This window comes from Aeromicrobium sp. Leaf289, from assembly GCF_001423335.1.
Taxonomy (GTDB): Bacteria; Actinomycetota; Actinomycetes; order Propionibacteriales; family Nocardioidaceae; genus Aeromicrobium.
Window position 1 is genome coordinate 105,975 of the sequence record NZ_LMNK01000005.1, and the last position, 26,673, is coordinate 132,647.

Consider the following 26,673-nt stretch of genomic DNA (forward strand, 5'->3'; position numbering starts at 1 on the left):
GGCGCAGGTGGTCGGTCAGGCCCCGTCCTCCGGCGCGCCGTCCAGCAGGGCGTCGAGCAGCCGCACCGCGCCGGCCTTGTCGAGCGGCTCGTTGAAGTTGCCGCACTTGGGGGAGACGACGCACGACGGGCACCCGGTCGGGCACTCGCAGCCCGCGATGGTGGCCCGGGTGACGCGGAGCCAGCGCTCCACCACCTCGTAGCCTCGCTCGGCGAAGCCCGCCCCGCCCGGGTGCCCGTCGTGCACGAAGATCGTCAGCGTTCCCGTGTCGGCGTGCACCGCGGTCGACAGTCCTCCGAGGTCCCAGCGGTCGCACGTGGCGAGCAGGGGGAGCAGGCCGATGGCGGCGTGCTCGGCCGCGTGCGCTGCTCCCGGCACGTCCGTGTGCTCCAGGACCTGCGGCACCACGTCGGGGTGCAGCGTCCACCAGGTGGCCACGGTGCGCAGCGTGCGGGCGGGCAGGTCGAGCGGTTCCTCGCCCACCAGGCTGCCGTCGTGCCGCCGGCGCGAGAACGAGACCACCTGGCTGGTCACGTCGACCTCTCCGACGTGGACCGTGGTGGCTCCCCACGTGCGGGTGCGCTGCGTCGACACCACCGAGACCTCCGTCGTGGTCCGGGCCGAGGTGGACCAGCCCGGGTCCTCGGTGTGCACGACCGCCACGCCGTCCTCCACGTCGTACTCGTCGACCACGTGGGCCACGCCCTGGTGCACGTACACGGCGCCCTCGTGCACCTCGCCATCGGCGGACCCCGCGTCGACGGTGCCGATCAGCCGTCCGGTGGGACCGTCGACGATCTGCACCGGTGCACCGCCGCTGCCGCGCAGGTCGGCCAGGGCGGCGGCCCGGTCGCGCCGGGTCCAGAACCAGCCGCCGGGTCGCCGGCGCAGCCACCCCGCCGCCTCCAGCGCGTCGACCCCCTCGCGCGCCCGAGGACCGAACAGCGGCAGGTCGTCCTCCGTGAGCGGTAGCTCCTGTGCCGCGGCCGCCAGGTGAGGCCCGAGCACGTAGGGGTTGTCGGGGTCGAACACGGTGGCCTCGACCGGCGCGCCCAGCCAGGCCTCGGGGTGGTGCACCAGGAACGTGTCGATGGGCTCGTCGCGGGCCACGAGCACCCCGAGCGACGGCTGCCCGTCGCGGCCGGCTCGTCCCACCTGCTGCCAGAAGGCCGCTCGGGTGCCGGGGAACCCCACGCTCACCACCGCGTCGAGACCGCTCACGTCGACCCCGAGCTCGAGCGCGTTCGTGGCGGCCAGGCCCAGCAGGTCACCCGATCGGAGCCGGTCCTCCAGCTCGCGCCGCTCCTCCGGCAGGTAGCCGCCACGGTAGGTCGCGACCCGGCCGGGCAGCTCGGGCGCGACCTCGCCCAGTCGCTGCTGGGCGCCGCGGGCGATGGACTCGGCCCCGCGGCGCGACCGGGAGAAGACGAGGGTGCGGGTGCGGTCGAGGACGAGGTCGGTGAGCAGCTCGGCCGCCTCGCGCCCGGCCGAGCGACGGGTCGGCGGCTGCGACGGGTGCGCCGCACCCACCAGGGGCGGCTCCCACAGTGCGATCGTCCGCGGTCCGTGGGGCGACGCGTCGTCGGTCACGGCCACCACGTCGAGCCCGGTGAGACGTCGCGCCGACGCCTCGGGCTCGCTGACCGTGGCCGACGACAGGACCACCACGGGGTGCGACCCGTGGTGGGCGCACACCCGCAGCAGGCGACGCAGCACGTGCGCGACGTGGGCGCCGAAGACCCCCCGGTAGTGGTGGCACTCGTCCACGACGACGATGCGCAGGCCGGCGAACAGGCGCGACCAGCGCTCGTGCCCGGGCAGCAGGGTGTGGTGGATCGTGTCGGGGTTCGTGAGCACCAGCTGGGCGTGGTCGCGGGCCCACGCCCGGTCGTCGAGCGAGCTGTCGCCGTCGACCGTGGTCGCGCGCACGAGCGCCGCCCCGTCGGGCCCGAGGGGGAGCCGACGCAGCTGGTCGGCCGCCAGCGCCTTGGTGGGGGCGAGGTAGAGCGCCGTGGGAGCGCGGTGGCCCTGGAGCGCGTCGCCCGACCTGCCTCGGACCAGCGCGTCGAGCGCCGGCACCTGGTAGGTCAGGGACTTGCCCGACGCGGTCCCGGTCGAGACCACCACGTGCCGCCCGGCGTGCACGTGCGCGAGCGCCTCGGCCTGGTGCCCCCACAGGTGGGTCACGCCCTGGGCCGCGAACGCCGTCCGCACGCGAGGATCGACCCACTCCGGCCACGGCTCCACCACGGCCTCCCGGGCGGGCACGTCGTGCAGGTGGAGGATGCGGTCGCCGTGGCGCGAGAGCAGGCGTCCGATGTCCACCCCCACAGTCTCCCAGGCGGCACGCGACGGCTCCCCCGAGACGGGGGCGGGCTCGGTTCCTTCGTGGTTGACTGGTCACACCTTCGGAAGGACGTTGATGGACCTGCTCCTCACCACGCGCACCGACGACCCGTTCGAGATCATCGAGGTCGGCGGAGAGATCGACGTGTACACCGCACCACGCCTGCGTGAGGCCATCGTTGAGGCCGTCGAGGCCGGGCACCTGCGCCTCATCGTCGACGTCGAGCGGGTCGAGTTCCTCGACTCCACGGGACTCGGCGTCCTCGTGGGCGCCCTCAAGAAGGTGCGCGCCGGTGGCGGGTCCCTCGACATCGTGTGCACCCACCCGCGGCTGCTCAAGATCTTCGAGATCACCGGCCTCGACAAGGTGTTCGGCCTGCACGACTCCGTGGAGGCGGCGCGCGCCGCCCACGGACCCGCGTCGCTGGCCTGACCGCGCCCGCCGTGGACGACACGCGCAGGATTGTTACCCGGGTGTAGCCCGCGTCACATTTTCCTGGTTGGCTGGGGCCGACACCCCTGTCCCACACCACGGAGGAATACATGGTCGACGCGACGTTCGTTGCGGCGGCGAGTGATCTCGAGCTCTCGGGAGGCAACACGACGTTCGTCGCTGTGGTCGCCGGGATCGGAGTCGTCTCGCTCCTCTTCGCTGCACTGTTCCGCTCCCAGGTCCTCGCTGCCGACGACGGCACCGAGAAGATGCAGGAGATCGGACTGGCGGTGCAGGAGGGCGCCTCGGCCTACCTGACCCGCCAGTTCAAGACGCTCGCCGTGTTCGCGGTGGCCGCGTTCGCCTTGCTGTTCGCGCTGCCCGGTGCCACCGACGTCCGCATCGGTCGCTCGGTCGCGTTCCTGGCCGGCGCGCTGTTCTCGGCCCTCATCGGGTACTTCGGCATGTGGCTCGCGGTGCGGGCGAACGTCCGCGTGGCGGCGGCTGCCGAGAACGAGGGGCGCGAGGTGGCCATGCGCATCGCCTTCCGCACCGGTGGCACCGTCGGCATGTCCACGGTGGGCCTCGGCCTCATCGGTGCCTCGGTCGTCGTGCTGATCTACCAGGGTGACGCGCCCACGGTGCTCGAGGGCTTCGGCTTCGGTGCCGCGCTGCTGGCCATGTTCATGCGAGTCGGCGGCGGCATCTTCACGAAGGCCGCCGACGTCGGCGCCGACCTCGTCGGCAAGGTCGAGAACAACATCCCCGAGGACGACCCGCGCAACGCGGCGACCATCGCCGACAACGTGGGCGACAACGTCGGTGACTGCGCCGGCATGGCGGCCGACCTCTTCGAGTCCTACGCCGTCACGCTCGTCGCCGCGCTCATCCTCGGCTCGGTGGCGTTCGGCGAGCAGGGCCTGGTCCTGCCGCTCGTCATCCCGGCCATCGGCGCGCTGACCGCCATCCTCGGCGTCTTCATCACCCGCGCCCAGCCGGGCGTGAGCGGCCTGAGCACGATCAACCGGTCGTTCTACATCTCGGCGTTCCTGGGTGCGGTGGGGTCGTCGGCCTTCTCCTGGTTCTACCTGCCGTCGTCCTTCGCGGACCTGTCGCTGCCGACGGCCGACGAGTCGTCGATCCTGTCGCAGGTGCTGCCCGTGGAGAGCGTGGCCGGCCTGGACGGCGACCCCCGCGTCATCGCCATGGTCGCCGTGATCATCGGCATCGTCCTGGCCGCCGTGATCCTCGCGCTCACCGGCTACTTCACCGGCACGGAGACGCGCCCGGTCAAGGACGTCGGCAAGACGTCGCTCACGGGGCCGGCCACGGTCATCCTGTCCGGCCTCTCGGTCGGCTTCGAGTCGGCGGTCTACACCGCTCTCGTGATCGGCGCGGCGGTGTTCGGCGCCTTCCTGCTCGGCTCGGGCTCGCTCGTCGTGGCTCTGTTCGCCGTGGCCCTGGCGGGCTGTGGCCTGCTCACCACGGTGGGCGTCATCGTGGCCATGGACACCTTCGGTCCGGTGAGCGACAACGCCCAGGGCATCGCGGAGATGTCCGGCGACGTCGGCGAGGAGGGCGCGCAGATCCTCACCGAGCTCGACGCGGTGGGCAACACCACCAAGGCGATCACCAAGGGCATCGCGATCGCCACGGCCGTGCTGGCCGCGACCGCGCTGTTCGGGTCGTTCACCGACGCGATCCGCGACGGCTTCGGCGAGGTGCTCTCCGGCTTCGACGTCCAGGACCCCGAGCCGCTGCAGGCCTTCCTCGGTGGGCTCAGCTCCTCCGACGGGCAGGTCATCTCCGGCATCCTCAACGTGGCCGACCCGAGCAACCTCGTCGGCCTCATCATCGGCGTCTCGGTCGTGTTCCTCTTCTCCGGGCTCGCGATCAGCGCCGTCGGGCGTGCCGCGGGCGCGGTCGTGTACGAGGTGCGCCGCCAGTTCCGCGAGATCCCCGGGATCATGGAGGGCACCGGTCGTCCCGAGTACGGCAAGGTCGTCGACATCTGCACGCGCGACTCGCTGCGCGAGCTGGCGACGCCGGGCATCCTGGCGATCTTCGCGCCGATCGCCGTCGGCTTCGGCCTCGGCGTCGGCCCGCTGGGCGCCTACCTGGCCGGCTCCATCGGTGCCGGCACGCTCATGGCGGTGTTCCTCGCGAACTCCGGCGGCGCGTGGGACAACGCCAAGAAGCTGGTCGAGGACGGCAACCACGGTGGCAAGGGATCGCCCGCCCACGAGGCGACGATCATCGGCGACACGGTCGGTGACCCGTTCAAGGACACCGCCGGCCCGGCGATCAACCCGCTGCTCAAGGTGATGAACCTCGTCGCCCTGCTGATCGTCCCGGTCGTCGTGCAGGTGACCTACGGCGAGGACGCCAAGGACTGGGTCCGGTACACCATCGCCGGTGTCTCGGTGCTCATCATCGTGGTGGCCGTGTACATCTCCAAGCGTCGTCCGATCGCCATCGGCGACGTACAGGAGGACGGCGCCATGGACGAGGCGACCAGGCCCGCCTGACCGCACCACCCCACGTGACCCCCGCGGCCCCGCCGCGGGGGTCACGTGCGTCTGGCGCACCGTCGCGTCCCTCCGTCCCCACGATTCCCATCAGGTGATGGGAATCGCGAGCCCACCACGGAACTCCGTGACTCACCTGGGGATGCCCGCCCAGGTGAGTGGGGGAGAACCAGGGTGAGTGGGTGGCATCGACGTGGCGGCGTGACACGCTGGCCGCATGGAACAGGTGCGCGCACGGCTGGCCGACGTCGGGTTCACGGTGGACCGGGTCCAGGAGCTCCTCGGCCCCGCCGCCCACGCCGCCCTGCTGCGCAACGAGACGACGCCGGCCGAGCGCGCCACGCGCGACGGCTCCGCGCTCTCCACGCTCGTGCGGCTTTTCTCCCTCCAGCGCGCCGAGCCGGCCCGTGCCGTCGAGGCCGCCCTCCCGGGGCTCGTCGACGACCTGCTCGAGCGGGGGCTGCTCGGACGCGACGGGTCCGACGTGCGTGCGCTCGTCGACGTCCGGCCCTACGGCGACGAGGAGCACGACTGGTGGGTGGTCTGCGACCTCACGCCCGGTCTCGACACCAGCCCGATCGAGGTCGGACCGGAGCACGTGCTCGGCATCAGCGAGGCGTCGTCGTCGCTCGCGCAGCTCACGGTGCCCACGTCGGGTGGACGCGTGCTCGACCTCGGCACGGGCTGCGGGGTGCAGGCGCTGCACCTGGCGCAGCGTCACGACCAGGTGGTCGCCACCGACGTGAACCCGCGGGCGCTGTGGGCGGCTCGGCTCACCGCTGAGCTGAACGGCGCCGACGTCGACGTGCGCGACGGCTCGTTCTGGGAGCCGGTGGCCGGCGAGCAGTTCGACGTGATCGCCACGAACCCGCCGTTCGTCGTCTCGCCGCCCACGGGGGAGCGGCTCGTGTACCGGGAGGGGTCGCTCGAGACCGACGGCGTGGTGCGCACCGTCGTCTCGGGCGCCGCGGATCACCTGCGTCCCGGCGGCTGGTGCCAGGTGCTGGGCAGCTGGGTGCACACCGACGAGCCGTGGGAGGAACGTCTGCACGGCTGGATCGCCCCCACCGGTCTCGACGCCTGGGTGGTGCAGCGCGAGGTCGTCGACCTGCCGGCGTACGTGGAGATGTGGCTGGCCGACGCGGGCGCACGCCACCGACCCGACTACGCCGAGCGCTACGACGCGTGGCTGGGCTGGTTCGACGAGCAGGGCGTGGAAGCGATGGCCTTCGGGTGGATCAACCTGCGGGCGGTCCACCGCGACGTCCCGGTGCTGCGGATGGAGCAGTGGCGGCACGAGGTCGTGCCGCCGGTCGGCGCCGCCGTGCTCGACTGGGCCGAGCGGGTCGACGCCCTGGCCGACGCCGACGACGTGCTCGACGTCCGCTGGACCCAGGCCACCGGCCTGGCGCAGGAGACGTACGGTCCGCCCGGCGCGGCCGACCCGGAGGCGATCGTGGTGCGGCTGGGCGAGGGGCTGCGTCGTGCGAGGCAGGTCGACACCGTGGAGGCGGGGCTGCTCGGCGCCCTCGACGGCGACCTCACGGCCGGTCAGGTGATCGACGCGCTCGCCCAGCTGCTCGACCGCGACCCGACCGAGCTGCGTGAGTCGTACCGACCCGTCGTGCACGACCTCGTGGCCGACGGGTTCCTGGTGCCCTGAGGGCGTCGGCGCAGGGCGTGGCGCGCGCCACGTCGGCCCCCGGGGCACGATGTTTGTTGACAGGACGCGTTAGCGTTTGCCCCGTCCGGCCCCCGACCAGTGGGGCCGACGCCGTCCAGCAGGGAGTATCACCGTGACCACGCTCGTCATCGTCGAGTCGCCGAACAAGGTGCGCAGCATCCAGTCGTACCTGGGTGACGGGTACGTCGTCGACTCCAGCGTGGGCCACATCCGGGACCTCCCGAAGGGCGCCGACCAGGTGCCGGCCAAGTACAAGGGGCTGCCGTGGGCGCGCCTCGGCGTCGACATCGACAACGGCTTCGAGCCGGTCTACGTGGTCGCCGCCGACAAGAAGTCGCAGATCACCAAGCTCAAGAAGCTGCTCAAGGAGTCCGACGAGCTCGTGCTCGCGACCGATGAGGACCGCGAGGGCGAGGCCATCGCGTGGCACCTGTACGACGAGCTGAAGCCGAAGGTGCCGGTCAAGCGGATCGTCTTCAACGAGATCACCAAGGAAGCGATCACCCGCGCGGTCGAGAACCCGCGCGACATCGACATGGACCTCGTCGACGCGCAGGAGACCCGGCGCATCCTCGACCGTCTCTACGGCTACGAGGTCAGCCCCGTCCTGTGGAAGAAGGTCATGTCGGGCCTGTCCGCCGGTCGCGTGCAGTCGGTGGCCACCCGTCTGGTCGTGGAGCGCGAGCGGGAGCGGATGGCATTCCGGTCCGCGTCGTACTGGGACCTCGACGCCACCTTCGACGCGGGCGAGAAGCACGAGGACGCCCGCCTGTTCCCGGCGCGGCTGGTGAGCGTGGGTGGCAAGAAGGTGGCCAACGGCTCGGCCTTCGCCGACGACGGCACCCTCAAGAACGCCGAGGTCGCGCACCTCGACGAGGCCCGGGTGACGGCGCTGGCCGCTGGCCTGCGCGACGAGTCCTTCGCGGTCGCCGCGGTCGACGCCAAGCCCTACACCCGCAAGCCCTACGCCCCGTTCCGGACCACGACGATGCAGCAGGAGGCGTCGCGCAAGTTCGGGTTCGGCGCGGCCCGCACCATGCAGGTGGCGCAGCGTCTGTACGAGGGCGGGCACATCACCTACATGCGCACCGACTCGATCACGCTGTCGCAGACGGCGCTGAACGCGGCCCGGTCGCAGGTCCGCGAGCTCTACGGTGCCGAGTACCTGCCCGAGAAGCCGCGCACCTACACGGGCAAGGTCAAGAACGCGCAGGAGGCGCACGAGGCCATCCGGCCGGCGGGCGAGAAGTTCCGCACGCCACAGGCCACGGGTCTGCGCGGCGACGAGTACAAGCTGTACGAGCTCATCTGGAAGCGCACGCTCGCCTCGCAGATGAAGGACGCCCGGGGCGAGCAGGTCTCGATCAGGCTGGCGGCCACGGCCTCCGACGCCGCGGGTGCCGACGCGGGCGCCCCGGTCGAGTTCACGGCGTCTGGTCGCACCATCACCTTCCACGGCTTCCTCAAGGCCTACGTCGAGTCCCGCGAGGACAACGGCCAGGGCGACGACCAGCAGACCAAGCTGCCGGCCCTGGCGCAGGGCGACACGGTCGCGGCGCACGAGCTGACCCCGGCCGGCCACGAGACCAAGCCGCCGGCCCGCTACACCGAGGCCTCGCTCATCAAGGAGCTGGAGGAGCGCGAGATCGGCCGGCCGTCCACGTACGCGTCGATCATCGGCACCATCCAGAACCGCGGCTACGTGTTCAAGAAGGGCACGGCGCTGGTGCCGGCCTGGATCGCGTTCAGCGTCGTGCGGCTGATGGAGCAGCACTTCCCGCGTCTGGTCGACTACTCGTTCACGGCCGAGCTGGAGGACGTGCTCGACGAGGTCTCGCACGGCCGCGACGCCCGCCAGCGCGTGCTCGAGAGCTTCTGGGCCGGCAGCGGCGAGAAGGACACCGGCCTCAAGTGGCTGATCGAGAACCTGCCCGACATCGACGCGCGCGGACTGGCCACGTTCGAGCTGGGCGACGACATCGCGGTCCGCGTCGGTCGGTACGGCCCGTACGTCGAGGGCCCGCCGATGGTGCCCGGCAAGGACGGTGCCGACGTCCCCACTCGGGCCAACGTGCCCGAGGACCTGCCGCCGGACGAGCTGACCCTCGAGAAGGCCAAGGAGCTGCTGGCCAACCCGGCCGGCGCCGAGAAGATGCTCGGCACGCACCCCGAGACCGGCCTCGACCTGGTGGTCAAGAACGGTCGGTTCGGCCCCTACGTCACCGAGCTGCTGCCCGAGGGCGCCAAGAAGAGCGAGAAGCCGCGCACGGCCAGCCTGTTCCAGTCCATGAGCATGGACTCGATCGGGATCGACGACGCCGTCAAGCTGCTCACGCTGCCGCGCGTGGTCGGCAAGGACGCCGAGGGTGTCGAGATCACCGCGCAGAACGGCCGCTACGGGCCCTACCTGAAGAAGGGCACCGACTCGCGCTCGCTGGAGTCCGAGGAGCAGCTGTTCACCCTCACCGAGGAGCAGGCGCTGGCGATCTACGCCCAGCCGAAGACGTACGGCCGCCGTGGTGCGGCCAAGCCGCCGCTCAAGGAGCTGGGCGACGACCCGGTCAGCGGCAGCCCGATCGTCGTGAAGGAGGGTCGCTTCGGCGTATACGTCACCGACGGTGAGTACAACGCCACGCTGCGCAAGGACGACTCCCTGGAGACCCTCACCGCCGAGCGTGCGCAGGAGCTGCTCGCCGAGCGCCGGGCCCGCGGCCCGGCCAAGAAGACGGCCAAGCAGGGCGCGAAGAAGGCGACCAAGAAGGCCCCGGCGAAGAAGACGGCGGCCAAGAAGACGGCGGCGAAGAAGACCACCGCGAAGAAGTCCGCGGCCAAGAAGACCACCGCGAAGAAGACGACGGCCAAGTAGAGCTGAGTCCTCGGGCGGTCAGGGCTTCTCCCTTCTCGTGGACCGTTCCACGCGAAGGGAGAATCCCTGACGACCGCAGGCGCCGAGCGGTGTGGATTCCACCGTCCGGGCGCTCGTGCGGTGGAGGATCCACCGCGGGCACGCGCGAAGGGAGAATGCTGCGCCGGTCACGCGCAAAGGAAGAATCGTGGGTCCACCCCCGGCACCAGATGAGTCCCGCGCCCCCGGACCAGCGCCCGCCCAGGTCCCCGGTCGAGGCCTTTCGGGGGCCGCCTCCAGCGAAGACCGAGGCAGCGCATCGGTGAGTCGTGACCGCGGGCAGTGCGTCAGTGAGTCGTGACGACCGCAGGCAGCGCAGCAGCACGACGGCACTGCCGCAACCAGCGCAGCAGCAGACGCGACGACACACCACCCCACCCCGTCGCACCCGCCCCCTAGGATCGGCGACATGCAGCCTCGCTACACCGACTCGGGCGTCTTCGTCGCCCTCGAGGGTGGCGAGGGGGGCGGCAAGTCCACCCAGTCCCGCCTGCTGCGCGACTGGCTCACGGCCCAGGGAACGCCCGTGCTGCTCACGCGCGAGCCCGGTGGCACCGAGGTCGGCGCCCGGCTGCGCAGCATCGTGCTCGACCCGGCCACCGGCGACCTGTCGCCGCGCACCGAGGCCCTCGTCTACGCCGCCGACAAGGCCGAGCACGTCGACGCCGTGGTGCTCCCGGCGCTCGAGCGCGGCGAGGTCGTGGTCACCGACCGCTACGTCGACTCCACGCTCGCCTACCAGGGGGCGGGCCGCGCCATCGACGCCGCCGAGCTGGAGCACGTCGCCCGGTGGGCCACGGCCGACCTGCGGCCCCACCTGACCGTGGTGCTCGACCTCGATCCCACGGTCGGACTGTCGCGCGCCGGTGAGCCCGACCGCATCGAGGCCGAGCCGCTCGACTTCCACCAGCGCGTCCGTGAGCACTTCCTGACCCTCGCGGCCGCCGACCCGGCCCACTACCTCGTCCTCGACGCCGACCAGCCGCCCGAGGTCGTGCACGCCGCCATCCGGGCTGCGGTCGAGCCGTGGCTCGGGCAGGCCCGCCGAGACGGCGGTGACCTGTGACGAGCGTGTGGGACGAGCTCGTCGGCCAGGGACCAGTCGTCGACACGTTGTCCGCCGCGGTCCGGTCCGCCGGCGGCGACGGTCGCTCCATGACGCACGCGTGGCTGCTCACCGGTCCGCCCGGGTCGGGGCGCTCCAACGCGGCCAAGGCGTTCGCGGCGGCGCTGCAGTGCGAGCTGGGTGGCTGCGGCCAGTGCCACTCGTGCACCACGGCGGCGGCCGGCAGCCATCCCGACATCACCGTCATCCGCACCGACGGGCTGTCCATCGGCACCGACGTCGCGCGCGAGTACGTGCGCAAGTCGGCCCTGCGGCCGGCGCTCGGTCGCTGGCAGGTGCTCATCGTCGAGGACGCCGACCGACTCACCGAGCAGGCGGCCAACGCCCTGCTCAAGGCGGTGGAGGAGCCGTCGCAGTACACCGTGTGGATGCTGTGCGCGCCCGCCACCGAGGACGTCATCGTCACCATCCGGTCGCGCTGCCGGGCCGTGCTGCTGCGCACCCCGCCCGCCGACGCGATCGCCCGCCTGCTGGTGGAGCGCGACGGGGTGGAGCCCCAGCTCGCGCAGGCGGTCGCGGCGGCGTCGCAGGGACACATCGGTCGCGCGCGCGGTCTGGCCCGCGACCCGCAGGCACGGGAGCGTCGTCGCGACATCCTGTCGCTGCCCACGTCGTTGCGCTCCCTCGGCGACTGCCTGGTGGCCGCCCAGCGCATCAACGACGAGGCCACCGCCCGAGCCGCCGCGGTCGCCGACGTGGCCGACGAGCGCGAGACCTCCGACCTCAAGCAGTCGTGGGGCGTGGAGGACCGTGGCCGCAGGCCCGCCGGCTACGCCGGTGCGGTCTCCTCGCTCGAGAAGGACCAGAAGCGGCGTCGCACCCGGCTCGCGCGTGACTCGATCGACGGCGTCCTGCTCGACCTCCTCTCGTTCTGCCGCGACGTCGTGGTCGCGCAGACGGCACCCGGTGCGCCGCTCGTCAACGCCGACGTCGCCGACGCGGTCCGTTCGGCCGCCGACGTGTGGACCCCCGACTCGACGCTCCGCAGGATCGATGCGATCGTCGAGGCACGCGAGGCGCTCACCGCCAACGCTGCACCGCTGCTCACCCTCGAACGCATGATGATGGGATTCCGGACCCGATGAAGCGCCCTCTCCTCGTCCTGATCGTCCTTGCCGCCGTGGCCGCCGTCGTGGTCGGTGTGCTGGTCGCCACGCGCGGTGACGACTCCGCTCCCACGGCCCAGCTCGAGCCCACGGGCGAGAAGGCCCCCGACGGTCTGCAGCGCTTCTACGACCAGAAGCTGACCTGGGAGGACTGCGGCGGCGAGCGCGAGTGCGCCACGATCGAGGTGCCCGTCGACTACGACGAGCCCGACGGCGAGACCACAAAGCTGAAGGCGGCGCGCTACCTGGCGGAGGGCGACGGCACCCGCGTGCTGTTCGTCAACCCGGGCGGCCCGGGTGGCTCGGCCATCGACTACGCGGGATCGCTCGCCGGGAGCATGGGCGACGAGGTCCGCGATGCGTTCACCATCGTCGGGGTCGACCCGCGCGGCGTCGGCGAGAGCTCGCCGCTGGAGTGCCTGCCCGACGAGCAGTTCGACGAGTACGCCGCGAGCGACCCGGACCCCTCGAGCGACGCCGAGGTCCAGGAGTTCCGCGACGCGGTCAAGGAGCTCGGCGAGGCGTGCCGGAAGAACTCCGGTGACCTCGCCGGCCACGTCTCCACCGAGGAGGCGGCCCGCGACATGGACGTCGCGCGAGCCCTGCTCGGTCAGAAGAAGCTGGACTGGTTCGGCGCCTCCTACGGCACGCAGCTGGGTGCCACCTACGCCACGTTGTTCCCCGCCAAGGTCGGCGCGATGGTCCTCGACGGCGCGGTCGACCCGTCCAAGGACGTGTTCGGCTCGTCCCTGGGCCAGGCCACCGGGTTCCAGCGTGCGCTCGACGCCTACATCGCGTCGTGCGTGAAGCTCGAGTCGTGCCCGCTGGGGCAGGACGCCGACGCCGCGCAGCGCGCGATCGAGACCCTGATGAGCCAGCTCGAGGACGAGCCGCTGCCCACCGGCACCGATCGCGAGCTCACCAAGGGGCGTGCGTTCTACGGCATCGCGGTCACGCTGTACGACAAGGCCAGCTGGATCGCCCTCTCGCAGGGCCTCACGGCGGCGCTGCGCGGCGACGGCTCGGTCCTGCTGCAGCTGAACGACGCCTACTTCTCGCGCAAGGGCAACGGCGAGTACGACGGCAACATCGGCTGGGCCAACATCGCGGTCAACTGCCTCGACAACCGTGAGCGCCCGAGCGTCGACGAGGTCGAGGCCGAGCTCCCGACGTTCGAGAAGGCGTCGCCGGTCTTCGGAGAGGCGCTGGGCTGGGGCGTGCTGGGCTGCAGCGACTGGCCGGAGCCGGCCGAGCGTCCGCAGGTCGAGATCGACGCCGAGGGCTCCGCGCCGATCGTCGTCATCGGCACCACCCGCGACCCGGCCACCCCGTACGAGAACGCGAAGGCGCTCGCCGACCAGCTCGGCGACTCCGAGGGCGTGCTGCTCACGCGCGACGGCGACGGCCACACCGCCTACGGGTCGGGCAACCAGTGCATCAAGAAGGCCGTCGACGCCTACCTGGTCGACGGCACGGTCCCGAAGGACGGCCTCACCTGCGAGGACGAGGGCTGACGCACGCTCTCGGCTCTCGACCGTCACGCCGCTTCGGCGCGCGCGAGGTAGGTGCGCCGCGCTACGGGGGCACCCGGCGGTAGGACCGCCGCAGATACGCACCTGCTAATCGCGGAGGACCGACCTCCTACCGCCCAGGTTCCGCGCGCCACCTACCTCCGACGGCCGCGGAGCGTCGCCGTGGGTCGGTCGGGGAGTGATCAGGCCGAGCGGATGGCCTCGTGGTGGCGGATGACCTCGTCGATGATGAAGGTCAGGAACTTCTCGGCGAAGGCGGGGTCGAGGTCCGACTCCACGGCGAGCGTGCGGAGCCGCTCGATCTGGCGCGACTCGCGCTCGGGGTCCGAGGGCGGCAGCTCGTGCGCGGCCTTGAGGCGCCCCACCCGCTGCGTGCACTTGAACCGCTCGGCGAGCAGGTGCACCAGGGCCGCGTCGATGTTGTCGATGCTGGATCGCATGTCGTCCAGCTCGGCCCGCACGTCCTCTGTTCCGTCCACGCGTCGAGTGTAGGGGCCCGGTTTGTGGCCCCCGAAGGGCCCGGATAGACTCGTCGAGGTTCGGCGGGCGATCCTCGCTGAGCCTTCGCCGCCTTAGCTCAGTCGGTAGAGCGTTTCACTCGTAATGAAAAGGTCGTCGGTTCGATTCCGACAGGCGGCTCCGAAAGGTCTCGGAGCAGGCGCGTGCTGGACGACGGTCGTCGTTCGCATCCGCGTCGCTGCGCCCCTCAGCTGCTGACGACCAGCTCGTCGAGCGCGACGACATGCCCCTCCGTGCAGCGCACCTCGGCCTCGACGTCGGCCCCGCAGTCGGCGTGGACGAAGCGGGGGGAGGTCCGGGCCCCGGTGTGCCGGCGCCCCCACGCGGCCAGGGCGAGGAGGACCGGCAGCAGCTCCTCGCCGCTCTCGGTGAGCACGTACTCGTGCCGCGTGCGCTGGCCCGGCTCGCGGTAGGGGCGACGTTCGAGCAGACCGGCCTCCAGCAGCTCGCGGAGGCGGGCCGAGGCCACGGCGTCGCTGATGCCCACGCGAGTGGCGAGGTCGTCGAAGCGGCTGGTTCCGTACGACACCTCGCGCATGAGCAGAAGTGCCGAACGGGTGCCGACCACGTGCAGCGCACGGTCGATGGGGCAGTGGTCGCCGGGGGACCTGCGGTCCGGCGACGCGAGACGTCCTTCGAGTCGAGCGGGCATGGGTCGACCCTACGCCCTGGCTTGGCAGGACCATAGCCAGGCACTAGGTTGCTGGCTATGCCTCATCCTAGCCAGGGTGCGCGAGCGGTCGTGCTCGTCACCATCGGTGCCGCCTTCATGTCCAGCCTCGACCTGTTCGTGGTGAATGTCGCGTTCGACGACATCGGGCGCGACCTGGGCGTGGGCACGCCTGGCGGCCCCACTGCCGCGGACCTGAGCTGGGTGCTCAACGCCTACGCGGTCACCTTCGCGGCCCTGCTCGTCCCGTTCGGACGGCTCGCGGACCGCTACGGGCGCAAGCAGATGTTCGTCGGTGGGCTCGCGCTGTTCGTCGCGGCGAGCGTGGCCTGCGCCCTCAGCACGGGCGTCTGGATGCTGGTGGCCTGCCGGGTCCTGCAGGCCGCGGGCGCCGCCGCCATGACGCCGACCAGCCTCGGCATCCTCATGGGTGCCCTGCCGCCCGAGCGGCGCGTGGGCGCGGTGCGGCTGTGGGCGGCGACCGGCGCGCTGGCGGCAGCGTTCGGGCCGACCGTCGGAGGCGTGCTCACCCAGCTGTCGTGGCACTGGGTGTTCCTCATCAACCTGCCCATCGGGCTCGGCCTGCTGTGGCTCGCGGTCACGGTCGTGCGCGACGCGCGCACCGACGACGACGCGGTCCGCCCGGACCTGGCCGGCGCGGTCGTCTTCGCGGCAGCGGTCGGCCTGCTCGCTCTCGGCCTGACCAAGAGCAACGACTGGGGATGGGCGGACCCGCGAACCGCCGGGTCGCTCGCCGGCGCGGTCGTGCTCGGCACGGTGTTCTGGGCACAGTCGCGTCGTCACCCTTCGCCGGTCATCCATCCAGCGCTGCTGCGTGTTCGCTCGTTCCGCTACGCCAACCTGGCCATGCTGGTCTTCAACGTCGCCTTCGCCGCACAGCTGCTGGTCGGGATCCTCTGGCTGCAGCAGATCTGGGGCTACTCCTCGCTCCGGACCGGCTTCGCGGTGGCCGTCGGCCCGATCATGGTCCCCGTGACGGCCGCCCTCTCGCACCGCTTCCTGCCCCACGTCGCGCCCGCCCGACTCGTCGCCGCGGGCTCCATCGTGTGCGCGGTGGGCAACGTGTGGATGGTGTCGGTCATGGGCGTCGAGCCGGCGTTCGTGTCGGCCTACCTGCCGGGGTGGCTGCTGGGCGGCATCGGCGTCGGGCTGGCCCTGCCGAACCTCATCGCCGGCGGCACCCGTGACCTTGCGCCAGACCAGTCCGCTACCGGCAGCGCCGTGGTCACCATGTCGCGCCAGATCGGCTTCGTCGTCGGGGTGAGCGTGCTGTTCGCCATCGTCGGCAGCGCCCAGGGTGTCGCCGCTCGCGACGGCTTCGTTGCCACGTGGTGGGTCTGTGCCGGGGCTCTGGTGGTGGCGGCGGTGCTTGCCCTCGGCATGACGAACCGCGTTGCTCAGCCGGTCACGGCGGCCCGGTCGTGACGGCCCGGCCGTCGGTGCATCCCGTCGAAGGGTCGGGGCACCCTTCCTACGGTGCGTCGTTCACCCGCGACTGGTGGTCCTTCGCGGGCGTCATGGGGGGTGTGACCGCGGGTGCCGTCCTCGACGCCGTCGCCGCCGAGGTGCCACCGGACTGGCACGTCCGGACGGCCACGTTCCAGTACCTGGCTGGCGTGCGCGACGACCCGCTCGAGATCGCGGTCCGGACCGTCCACCAGGGACGGAGCTCGGTGGTGAGCTCCGTCGAGGCGGCGAGCGCGGGCCGTCCGGCGTTGCTGGCGACCGTCCTCTCGGCTCCCGTCGACGAGGAGCAGGGCTCGTTCACCGACGTCGCGATGCCCGACGTCCCCGCGCCCGGCCGGTGCGAGGAGGTGGAGCTCCCGCGCGACCTGGTCCCGGTGAGTGCACAGCTGGAGTTCCGCTTCGCCACCGAGGCGCGGCCGACCGTCGGCGGTGACATCGCCGAGCTGGTCGCGTGGGTTCGGCTGCGGACGGAGGGTCGCTACGGTCCTGGTGAGCTGGCGGTCATCAGCGACGCGATGCCGCCCGCGCTGTTCGGGATCGCCTCCACCCCGGTGCTGATGCCCACCGCCGACCTTTCGCTGGTGCTCGGCCAGCACCCGCCGACGTCCGGGTTCGTGCTGGTCAGGATGAGGGCGCGCCACCTCGACCGTGCCTGGGCCGTCGACGACTGCGACGTGTGGTCCGACGACGGTGCGCTCCTCGTGCAGTCCCGCCAGTCGCGCCGGCTGCTGGGCCCGCTCTCGTGACATCGGTCGCGCGGAGGGGCCGGCGGCATCAGTCCCGCTCGACGCGCTGACGTAGCCTCGACGGTCGGGACGGCGCACCTGCGCCCCGGGGGAGGTCGAGATGGGTCCGGTCGAGATCACGGTGATCCTGCTCGCGGGACTGGCGGCGGGGACGATCAACACCGTCGTCGGGTCCGGCACCCTCATCTCCTTCCCGACGCTGCTGGCGCTCGGCGTCCCACCGGTCACCGCGAACGTGTCGAACGGCATCGGGCTCGTCCCCGGCTCGGTCTCGGGGGCCATCGGGTACCGGCGCGAGCTGCGTGGCCAGCGTCGGCGAGCCATGCGGCTCGTGCCCGCGTCCGCCGTCGGCGCTGTCGCCGGTGCGGTCCTGCTGCTCGTGCTCCCGGCGTCGGCGTTCTCGGCGATCGTGCCGGTGCTCATCGGTCTGGGCTGCGTGCTCGTGGTGCTCGGGCCGCGGATCTCGGCCGCCGTCGCCCGACGGCACGCCGAGCGCGGCGGGCTGTCCGAGGACGGTGCCTGGTGGACGCGACCGCTGGTCGCGCTGACCGGCGTCTACGGCGGCTACTTCGGTGCCGCGCAGGGCATCATCCTGCTCGCCGTCATGGGCATCGGGATCGACGACGAGCTGCAGCGGCTGAACGCGTTGAAGAACGTGCTGGCGGCCGTGGCCAACGGCGTCTCGGGTCTCGTCTTCATCGCCGTGGCCGACGTCGACTGGCTCGTGGTGCTGCTCATCGCGATCGGCTCGGCCGTCGGCGGGCAGGTCGGGTCGACCGTCGGGCGACGTCTCCCGGCGTCGGCGCTGCGCGTGCTCGTGGTCGGGGTCGGCGTGGTCGCCCTCGTCACGTTCCTGCGCGGGTGAACCACCTCCGGTGGCGCCGCCGGACCGTATGACGCACCTCACTCCCGACGGCCGCTCGGTTGGCGCAAAGTGGCACGGAGAACCTGTGACTTCTGCCAGGATGTGGACCTGAGGAAGTCGTTCATGTTTGTGTACCGTCGGGGAGTCGGCGGGTGCTTGAGGGAGCTCTGCCAGTGCGTCGTCGCACCATGCCGCGTACGCGGCTCGTCCACCCTGCCGTCGTGGTCGCGCTGGTCGCGGCCTTCGTCGCCGTCGTCCCGGTCGCGCCGGCGGTGGCCGCCCAGTCGATGACGCTCAGCGCGTCGAGCGACCCCGTGCTGGTGGGTGAGGACGTGTCGTACTCGCTGCGCGCCACCAACACCGGCGACGAGGACCTGTACAACGTCACGTTCCGGGCCGTGCTGCCCGCCGGCATCACCTACGTGCCCGGGTCGACCCGTCCGGACAGCGTCGGCGACCCCGTGGTGTGGACCTCTGCCGAGGGCGAGCAGACCCTCGTGTGGCGCAACGTCGACGACGCCGCGCGGTCCGGCAGCGTCTCCCTCGCCTTCGACGCCGAGCCGGACACCGACGTGTACCCCGTCGGGTCCACCGTGCCGGTCGACCTGGACGTGTACGCCAACAGCGACCCGCGGCTCGTGCCCCGGTTCACCCCGGCCGGCACGTTGCTGGATCGCTCGACCGCGTCGGCGACGACCACGAGCACCACCGCGGTGAGCGCGATCGCGCTCTCGAAGTCCGAGCCGAGCCCGGAGCACGAGCTCCTGCGCGGTGTGCACGACCACCCCACGACGTTCACGCTGCGCGTCCGCAACAACGGCTCGACGCCCACCGACGACGTCGAGGTCGTCGACTACCTGCCCGCCGGCCTGGAGTTCCTCGGCTGCGGCGGTGTCGACAACGCCCCGGCCGGCTTCGAGGAGTACCCCGGCTCCGGGCGGCTCACCGGCACGCCCGCCGCGGGCGCGGACTGCGCGACGCCGGTCTCCGTCGAGACGGTCGACTCCGACCTGCCCGCCGGGTACCCGGCCGGGGTCTACACGAAGGTCACCTGGGACGTCGGCACGCTGGCCGGAGGCGGCAGCCGCACCCTGACGTACGCCGCGGGCATCCCGATGCGTGAGAACGTCATGCCGCAGGGTGCGTTCACCGCGACCGCGAACCTGACGAACAACACGGGTGCCCCGACGCGCGAGGGCGCCACCGAGAAGGCCTACACGAACCGCGCGATCGCCAGCGGCACGTACACCGGGACGATCGAGGGCGACCCCGCCGACAAGACGGTGAGCGCGAGCGCGCGCGTGACCGTGACGTCCGAGGACGTCGCCGTCCAGAAGTCCGTCGCGCCGCGCACCTTCGTCCAGGGTCAGGTCGCCACGTACACGCTGTCCGTCCAGGGCAGCGAGTACACGACCGCGTCCGACGTGGTCCTCACCGACGACATGCCCAACGGCCTGTGCCCGCTCGACGACGAGACGAACCACGAGAACACCTCGGCCGCCGAGTGCGCGCGAGGCGGCTCCTTCGCGCCCACGGGTGGCGCCTCCTACGCCGACGTCGAGGACCTGGACGCCGACGGCTTCCGCATCACGTTCACGCCGTTCGAGCTCGAGCGGAGCCAGGTCCGCACGATCACCTACAAGGCGCGGATGCGCAGCGCCTACGAGGGCAGCACCGAGCCCACCAGCTCCGGCGACAGCTTCGTCAACACGGTGGCGCTGCAGGGCCGCACCACCAAGGTGCCCGCGTCCGAGAGCGGGACCGACCCGGTGACCGTCAACGACGAGTCCCAGGCCTCGATCGGCACCGAGGGCCCCCGTCTCGACAAGACGGTGGGCACGCAGGCCACCCCGATGAGCTGCGCCGCCACCAGCTACATCGACAACCGTGCCGGCGACGAGTCCGTGCTGTCGTACCGCAAGGGCGATCGGGTCTGCTTCAAGATCCGGGTCGACTTCTCCGACGCGACGGCCACCCGCGCCCCCCGCGTCTCGGACTTCCTGCCCGACGGCGTCGTGTACGAGGCAGGCTCGGCCACGCCCACCGCGGCGAACGACGTCACGATCTCCACCGACGAGGCCACCGGCAACCCGGTCTTCACGATCGGGGACGTGATCGCCGGCCAGCGCTTCGTCGAGCCCGGTGCCGTGTTCGAGGTGGTCCTGAGCGGCATCGTCTCGACCCCCGGCGACGCCGACGTGGACGTGAAGGGCAACCTGGCGAAGTTCCGCTACCTGGACCAGCAGGGCCGTTCGCAGTCGCTGCGCGACCAGGTGACCTTCTACGTCGCGCCGCCGCCGACCGTCGCCATCGAGAAGTCCGTGGACGACGCCGAGGTCCGCCACGGCGACGTGTCGACCTTCTCGGTGAAGGTCACCAACGCCAGCGACACCGATGACGTGGAGGGCAACGAGCGCGCCGTCGACGACGTGCAGGTGCGCGACCTCCTGCCCCCGCAGTACACGTGCGGCGACGTGAGCGCCATCTCCGACGGCGGCGCGTGCGCGACCGTCGACGGTGTCGCGGTCGTCTCGTGGACCGTCACGACGGCGCTCGCGCCCGGCGACTCCACCACCCTCACGTACCGCGCGACCACGCCCACTACCACCGCCGCCGGCCGCAGCTACGTGAACACGGCGGGCGTCCGCTCGTTCGCCGCCGCCACCAACGTCGGGACCGACGGCCGCACCACCCACTACCCGCGCGAGAACATCGACCCCGCCGTCACCGCAACGCAGATGGACGCCCCGCCCGCGAAGGACACCGCCAGCGTGCGGCTCCCGGCGGTCGAGGTGGAGAAGACCAACGTCACCGACGTCGACTCCGAGACCGGAAACGGCGACCACGACGCCGTGAGCGGCGAGGGGATCGACTACACGATCACGGCGACCATCCCCGCGCGCACCACGGTGTACCGGGCGACCTTGAAGGACGTGCTGCCCGCGAACCTGCAGGTCACCGGCTCGACCATCGTGTTCCGTCCCGACGCGGGCAGCGCCACCACGGCACCCCTGCCCGCCTCGATCGAGTCAGACGGCAACCACGGCGTGCGGTTCCCGGCCACCTACACGAACGCCACGGAGACCGACCAAGTGGTGGTGCTCCAGATCGCCGCCCGGGTGGCTCCCGGCACGACGGCGACCGGGACGCGGACCAACACGGCCACGTTCACCTCGACCGCCGGACCGGCCGACGCCACCGGCACCGAGTCCGTGCAGGACACCTCGGACGTCCAGGTCAAGCTGCCCGTCCCCAAGCTGACGAAGACCTCGAACCCGACCTCCGTGGTGGGTGCGGGCCAGGACGTGACGTACACGCTCAAGGCCGAGAACACCGGTCCGGTGCCGCTGCACGACGCGGTGCTGACCGACTGCCTGCCGCTGGCGCTGACGCTCGACGCAGGGACGCTGCCGTCAGGCGCGACCTCGGCCCAGGCGACCGGCAGCCAGTGCACCTCGACGTCGTTCACCTACATCACCGTGCCGGTCGGCTCGCTCGAGCCGGCCGAGTCCCGGTCGTTCACCTACACCGCGAAGGTCGCGGTCGACGCCGCCGGTGGCGCGTCGTACCGCAACGACGCACGCCTCGTCGGCAGCACGCTCGACGACGGACGCAACGACAACAGCACCGAGACCACGGTCTCGACCACCGCGAACAAGACCGTCACCACGACGTCCGCCTCGCTCACCAAGTCTGTGCTGCCCCTGACGCCGACCATCGGGGACACGGTCACCTACACCGTCCGGGCGACGTTCGCGCCGAACCTGAACTACTTCGACGCCGCCGTCACCGACACCGTCCCCACGGGGCTGGACCTCTCGTCGCTCAGCGACGTCACGGTCACCTGCGCCCGCAGCACCGCACCCACCACCTGCCCTGCGGACGCCACGCCCCTGACCGCGTCGGGCCGCACCGTGGGCTGGGGCCTCGGTGACCTGGCGCCGGACACCGCCTCGCGCGTCTACACGATCACCTACCGGCTGAAGGTCGCCGACGTCGCCGGCAACACCACCGGCGCCACGCCGACCAACGCCGCCAACGTGCGCTGGAGCTCGGTCAACGGCACCGACCCGACGAGCGCCGGCCACACCTGGACCCGCTCGGGCACCCAGCGGACCGCCGCGGTGACCATCCGGCAGCCGACCGTCGCCGTGGCCAAGACGGTCGACGACGCGACGCCCGAGCCCGGCCAGGTCTTCACGTACGCCGTCACCGCCACCAACCCCGGTGGGACCAATGTCAGCGACGCGTTCGAGGTCGTCGTCACCGACCGCGTGCCCCAGGGTGTCGTGGTCGACACCGACACCATCTCCGACGACGGCAGCTACGACGACGCCACCCGCACCATCACGTGGCGGCTCCCGCAGCTGACCGTCGGCGCGCCCGGCAACAGCCGGCGCCTGACGTACGACGCGCGACTCGCGGCGAGCGGGACCCTCGACGGGAGCGCCCTCGTCAACACGGCCACCATCGCCGGCTACGAGAGCCGCGCGACGGGTGGTCGCACCTACACCGGACCGTCCACGACCCGAAGCGTCACGCCGCAGCTGCCCAAGGGCACCGTGCAGAAGAGCGTCGTCGGCGGCCCCACCGCCGAGGTCGGCAAGGACAAGACCTTCCGGGTGGTCGTCCGCAACACCGGCGCCGCGACCGCCACCGTCGACGTGACCGACACGCTCCCGACGAACTGGGTCCTCGGCAGCTCGGCCACCGTGGGCATCGGCTCGGCGACGGCGCAGCCGACGCCACCGCAGGTCGGCGACGACGACCCTCGGGTGCTCACGTGGCCGGCCCTCGGCCCCGTGGCGCCCGGCCAGGACGTCGTGATCACCTACACCGCGCGGCCGACCGCCGACGCCACGACCTCGCCGGGGTCGGGGAGCAGCGTCCCGCACGTCAACACGGCCGCCATCGTGGTCAAGGACGCCACCGGGGCCACGGGCAGCAAGACCGGTTCGTACGCCGGTCCCGATGCCACGGCCGAGGCCCAGATCAACCGGGCCGACCTCACCCTCGAGAAGAAGGGTGACGGGACGCTCGTCGCGGGTCGTCCCTACTCCTGGAAGCTCACGGTCGGCAACGCCGGTCCGGACGCCGCCACGGGTGAGATCGTGCTGACCGACGAGCTGCCCGACGAGCTGACCGGCTACACGGCCTCCGGCACCGGCTGGAGCTGCTCCGTGGGCACCACGGACGTCACGTGCCGCCACGCCGGTCCGGTCCCCGTCGGGGGCACGCTGCCCGTCGTGACCGTCACCGGCCAGGTCCCGAGCGACCTCGGGACGACGGCGTCGATCACCAACAGCGCCGAGGTCGAGGGCTCGGTCTTCGAGTCCGTCACGACGAACAACACCGCGACGTCGACGGTTCCGGTCACCGCCCTCGCCGACGTGGCCGTCGCCAAGAAGCTGAGCGGGTCCCTGGTGGCCGGCCAGACCGCCACGTGGACGCTCGACGTGACCAACCTCGGTCCGTCGACGGCTCGCGGCCCCCTGACGGTGAAGGACACGCTGCCGTCCGGCACCACCTTCGTCTCCGCCGAGGGTGACGGCTGGACGTGCGACGAGGCCGAGGGCGTCGTGACCTGCACGTCCGAGGAGGACCTCGCGCGGGACGCCGCCGCGCCGCAGCTGGTCGTGGCCGTCGACGTCCCCGCCGACCGCACGGCCGCCGTCGAGAACGTCGCCTCGGTCAAGAGCGCCACGCCGGAGCCCGTCACCCCCACGGCCTCGGCCAACGACCGCGACTCCGCCGAGGACACGCCCACGCGGACCGCGCTGCTCACCACGTCGAAGGTGGTCGAGGGCGACACCCAGCTGGTCGCGGGTGCCACCGGCACCTACGTCATCGGTGTCGCCAACGCCGGGCCGTCCACGGCCACCGACGTCACGGTGACGGACACGCTGCCGGAGGGCCTGACCTACCGCGGTGCCCGGGGCACGGGGTGGTCCTGCGACGAGGACGCCAGCACCGTCACGTGCACGCTGAGCGGCTCGATCGCCCCGAAGGGCAGTGCCAGCGTGGAGATCGACGTCGAGGTCGGATCCGACCAGACCGGTGAGATCGTCAACACGGCCAAGGCCGTCGCCGAGGAGGACCCCGACGGCTCCGAGGCCGTCGACGGCAACGTGCCGGACCAGGACTCCGACTACACCGTCGAGAAGAGCCACACGGGCGACGCGACGGCCGGGACGTCGCTGGACTACACCATCGAGGTCACGAACCGCGGCCCGTCGGACTCACCCGGCCCGCTCGCGGTGGAGGACCGGCTCCCCGCCGGCATGACCTTCGCCGACGTCTCCGGCGGAGGCTGGACGTGCGAGGCCGGGCAGGCCGACGAGACGGGCCAGGACGTCGCGTGCTCACGCACCGGTGGCCTCGCCGACGACGCCTCCACGTCGTTCACGCTCACGGTCGACGTCGCCGCCGACGCCGGTCCCGCCACGCTCGTCAACAGCGTCGCCGTGAGCGGACCGCAGGAGACGGACGTCTCGAACAACACCGACAGCGACCCGACGGTCGTCGTCGACGAGGCCGACGTGTCCCTCACCAAGACCGCCGCCGTCGACACGGTCGACGCCGGAGCCGAGCTGTCCTGGACCCTCGGGGTCGAGAACGCCGGCCCGTCCGACGCGGACGCGGTGACGGTCTCCGACACGATGCCGGCAGGCCTCACGGTCACGTCCGTCGCCGGAGACGGTTGGACGTGCGAGACGTCCGACGCCGCGTTCAGCTGCTCGCGGCCGACCCTGGCCCCGGGCGCCGCCCCGTCGCTGACCCTCGTCACGAAGGTCGGCAGCGGTGTGGACGCGAGCACGGTGATCACGAACACCGCGACCGTCACCACCACGACGCCGGGTGACGACGACGAGGACAACACCGATGCCGACGACGTCTCGGTGACCACGCACGCCGACCTCGCGGTGTCCAAGACCCACACGGGCACCCCCGTGGCGGGCCGCCCGTTCGCGTTCACGATCGGCGTCGAGAACGAGGGACCCTCGGACGCGCGGTCGCCGATCACGCTCACCGACGAGCTGCCGCCCGGCATGACGTACGTCGGCACGCCCGGCCCCTGGACCTGTGTGGCGGGGCCGGTCGCCACCGCGGGCCAGACGGTGGAGTGCGAGCTCGCTCCCACCGCCGGGCTCGCCGCGGGAGCGTCGACGCCGGACCTGGTCATGACGGTCGACGTGGCGTCCGACGCCTCGGGCGACGAGCTGGTCAACGTCGTCACGGTCGAGAGCGACACGGACGACCCGGAGTCGGGCAACGACGAGGCGCGCGACACGGTGACGCCGACGGGATCGGCCGACCTGTCGATCACGAAGTCGCACCGGGGCGAGGCCACGGTCGGCTCGCCGCTGGAGTTCACCCTCCAGGTCCGCAACGACGGACCGTCGGAGGCGCGTGACGTCGAGGTGGCGGACCTGCTCCCCGACGGACTCACCCTCGAGTCGATCTCGGGGGAGGGGTGGACCTGTGACGACGACGCCGCGTCCTGCACGCTCGACGAGCCGCTCGCGGTCGACACCGACGCCGACCCGATCACGGTGGTCGCCACCGTCGAGCCCGGGGCGTACCCGGCGGTCGGGAACGTGGCCACGGTCTCGTCCTCCACACCCGACCCGGAGAGCGGCAACGACCGCGACGTCGACGAGGTGACGGTGCCTGCACTGGTGGACCTCTCGATCGACAAGCAGGTCGAGGGCGAGCTGACCGTGGGCCGTCAGGGGACCTACACGCTGACCGTCCGCAACGACGGTCCGACCGCCGACCCGGGCCCGGTCACGGTGACCGACACGCTGCCGGCCGGCCTGACCTACGTGTCCGCCGAGGGTGAGGGCTGGCGCTGCGCGGAGGATGCGGGGACGGTCACCTGCGTCGACGAGGACGGTCTCGTGCTCGACGAGTCCAGCTCGGTGCTGCTCACGGTCGACGTCGGCGCCGCGGCCTACCCGACCGTGGTCAACACGGCGCGGGTCGCGACGCCGAGCGAGCAGACCGACACCGACGACGACACGTCGACGGTCGAGGCGCCCGTCGCAGGGTCCGCGCTCGTGTCGATCGAAAAGTCCCTCGCCGAGCAGGACGACCGGACAGCCGTCTGGACGCTGGAGGTGCACAACGCCGGACCGACCGAGACCACGGCCGACGTCGTGGTCACGGACGCCCTGCCGAAGGGCCTGACCCTCGTGTCGGCTGCGGGCCGGGACTGGACGTGCGAGACGACCAGCCGCCGGGCCACCTGCACCTACGACGGGCGGCTGGGCGTCGACCAGACGAGCGAGATCGAGCTGCGCACGACGCTCACGGCGGCCGCGGGCGAGACGGTCACGAACGTCGCGTCGGTGTCCTCCGGCGGGCTCGGCGGCGACGCCAGCGTGGACGACGCGACCGTGACGGTGCCGGCGGAGGACGGCGGTCTGCTGCCCGGCGGACTGCTGCCCAGCACGGGTGGGCCGGCCTGGTGGCTCCTGCTGCTCGGCATGCTCGGTCTGGCCGTGGGCACGGGCGTCCTGCGCCGACGCGAGGGCTGACCGGGCGGGGCCGCGCCCTGGCGGGCGCGGCCTCGGCGGGGGCGGGGTGGCTCCGGATCCGACCGCTTGCCTGGACGGCCCCGACTCCGTCCGGGCGAGCGGACCGGTGCCCTCGTCCGGACACGCGGCACGGGCCGAGACGCTTCTCGCTAGATTGTGTCCCGAGCGCGCTTCGGCACAGAGGC

The 26,673-nt window shown here is 72.1% G+C and carries 14 protein-coding genes and 1 tRNA gene; 12 read left to right on the forward strand and 3 right to left on the reverse strand.

What is annotated here, in order from left to right; genetic code table 11:
- Positions 1-15: 15 nt before the first annotated feature.
- On the reverse strand, positions 16-2,325 hold the full coding sequence (locus tag ASF37_RS15300) for a DEAD/DEAH box helicase (RefSeq protein ID WP_200931245.1): 2,310 nt from the start codon (positions 2,323-2,325) through the stop codon (positions 16-18).
- 97 nt (positions 2,326-2,422) lie between these two features.
- On the opposite strand from ASF37_RS15300, the gene ASF37_RS15305 reads away from it, so the two are divergent.
- From ASF37_RS15305 to ASF37_RS15335, 7 genes are all read left to right on the forward strand, one after another.
- Positions 2,423-2,779, forward strand: a complete 357-nt coding sequence (locus ASF37_RS15305; RefSeq protein ID WP_055969612.1) for an STAS domain-containing protein — start codon at positions 2,423-2,425, stop codon at positions 2,777-2,779.
- 110 nt (positions 2,780-2,889) lie between these two features.
- A complete protein-coding gene (locus ASF37_RS15310; protein ID WP_056581514.1) occupies positions 2,890-5,307 on the forward strand; it encodes a sodium-translocating pyrophosphatase in 2,418 nt (805 codons plus the stop codon).
- A 217-nt stretch (positions 5,308-5,524) separates the two neighbouring features.
- Positions 5,525-6,970: a methyltransferase gene (locus ASF37_RS15315; RefSeq protein WP_056581517.1), complete on the forward strand. Its 1,446-nt coding sequence runs from the start codon at positions 5,525-5,527 to the stop codon at positions 6,968-6,970.
- Positions 6,971-7,103: 133 nt separating this feature from the next.
- On the forward strand, positions 7,104-9,857 hold the full coding sequence (gene topA / locus ASF37_RS15320) for a type I DNA topoisomerase (RefSeq protein WP_056581520.1): 2,754 nt from the start codon (positions 7,104-7,106) through the stop codon (positions 9,855-9,857).
- Positions 9,858-10,305: 448 nt separating this feature from the next.
- On the forward strand, positions 10,306-10,962 hold the full coding sequence (tmk, locus tag ASF37_RS15325) for a dTMP kinase (RefSeq protein ID WP_056581523.1): 657 nt from the start codon (positions 10,306-10,308) through the stop codon (positions 10,960-10,962).
- The gene (locus ASF37_RS15330; RefSeq protein ID WP_056552757.1) at positions 10,959-12,107 is read left to right on the forward strand and encodes a DNA polymerase III subunit delta'; all 1,149 of its coding nucleotides are present in this window, start codon (positions 10,959-10,961) and stop codon (positions 12,105-12,107) included. Before tmk ends, ASF37_RS15330 begins: the two co-directional genes overlap by 4 nt.
- Positions 12,104-13,642, forward strand: coding sequence for an alpha/beta hydrolase (locus tag ASF37_RS15335; protein ID WP_056581525.1), 1,539 nt, complete (start codon positions 12,104-12,106; stop codon positions 13,640-13,642). Before ASF37_RS15330 ends, ASF37_RS15335 begins: the two co-directional genes overlap by 4 nt.
- Before the next feature lie 200 nt (positions 13,643-13,842).
- On the opposite strand, the gene ASF37_RS15340 is transcribed toward ASF37_RS15335, so the two are convergent.
- Positions 13,843-14,139: a chorismate mutase gene (locus ASF37_RS15340; protein ID WP_055969595.1), complete on the reverse strand. Its 297-nt coding sequence runs from the start codon at positions 14,137-14,139 to the stop codon at positions 13,843-13,845.
- Between the two features lie 87 nt (positions 14,140-14,226).
- Here ASF37_RS15340 and ASF37_RS15345 point away from each other — a divergent pair.
- A tRNA-Thr gene (locus ASF37_RS15345) sits at positions 14,227-14,299 on the forward strand.
- Between the two features lie 67 nt (positions 14,300-14,366).
- Here the strand turns inward: ASF37_RS15345 and ASF37_RS15350 are convergent.
- Positions 14,367-14,831 (reverse strand): helix-turn-helix domain-containing protein, encoded by a 465-nt coding sequence (locus ASF37_RS15350; protein WP_055969582.1) that lies wholly within the window; start codon positions 14,829-14,831, stop codon positions 14,367-14,369.
- Between the two features lie 57 nt (positions 14,832-14,888).
- On the opposite strand from ASF37_RS15350, the gene ASF37_RS15355 reads away from it, so the two are divergent.
- From ASF37_RS15355 to ASF37_RS15370, 4 genes are all read left to right on the forward strand, one after another.
- The gene (locus ASF37_RS15355; protein WP_056581526.1) at positions 14,889-16,295 is read left to right on the forward strand and encodes an MFS transporter; all 1,407 of its coding nucleotides are present in this window, start codon (positions 14,889-14,891) and stop codon (positions 16,293-16,295) included.
- 14 nt (positions 16,296-16,309) lie between these two features.
- Positions 16,310-17,083: a thioesterase family protein gene (locus ASF37_RS15360; protein ID WP_255353946.1), complete on the forward strand. Its 774-nt coding sequence runs from the start codon at positions 16,310-16,312 to the stop codon at positions 17,081-17,083.
- Between the two features lie 100 nt (positions 17,084-17,183).
- Positions 17,184-17,948, forward strand: coding sequence for a sulfite exporter TauE/SafE family protein (locus ASF37_RS15365; protein ID WP_056581532.1), 765 nt, complete (start codon positions 17,184-17,186; stop codon positions 17,946-17,948).
- A gap of 221 nt (positions 17,949-18,169) precedes the next feature.
- Complete coding sequence (locus tag ASF37_RS15370; protein ID WP_162239965.1) at positions 18,170-26,488, forward strand: isopeptide-forming domain-containing fimbrial protein; 8,319 nt, start codon at positions 18,170-18,172, stop codon at positions 26,486-26,488.
- Positions 26,489-26,673 lie beyond the last annotated feature (185 nt).

Bases quoted from the DNA above. Each gene is read 5' to 3' on its own strand.
- ASF37_RS15350 (WP_055969582.1), bottom strand. From the start codon at position 14,831: ATGCCCGCTCGACTCGAAGGACGTCTCGCGTCGCCGGACCGCAGGTCC.
- ASF37_RS15365 (WP_056581532.1), top strand. From the start codon at position 17,184: ATGGGTCCGGTCGAGATCACGGTGATCCTGCTCGCGGGACTGGCGGCG.
- tmk (WP_056581523.1), top strand. From the start codon at position 10,306: ATGCAGCCTCGCTACACCGACTCGGGCGTCTTCGTCGCCCTCGAGGGT.
- ASF37_RS15335 (WP_056581525.1), top strand. From the start codon at position 12,104: ATGAAGCGCCCTCTCCTCGTCCTGATCGTCCTTGCCGCCGTGGCCGCC.
- ASF37_RS15315 (WP_056581517.1), top strand. From the start codon at position 5,525: ATGGAACAGGTGCGCGCACGGCTGGCCGACGTCGGGTTCACGGTGGAC.
- ASF37_RS15355 (WP_056581526.1), top strand. From the start codon at position 14,889: ATGCCTCATCCTAGCCAGGGTGCGCGAGCGGTCGTGCTCGTCACCATC.
- ASF37_RS15305 (WP_055969612.1), top strand. From the start codon at position 2,423: ATGGACCTGCTCCTCACCACGCGCACCGACGACCCGTTCGAGATCATC.
- ASF37_RS15310 (WP_056581514.1), top strand. From the start codon at position 2,890: ATGGTCGACGCGACGTTCGTTGCGGCGGCGAGTGATCTCGAGCTCTCG.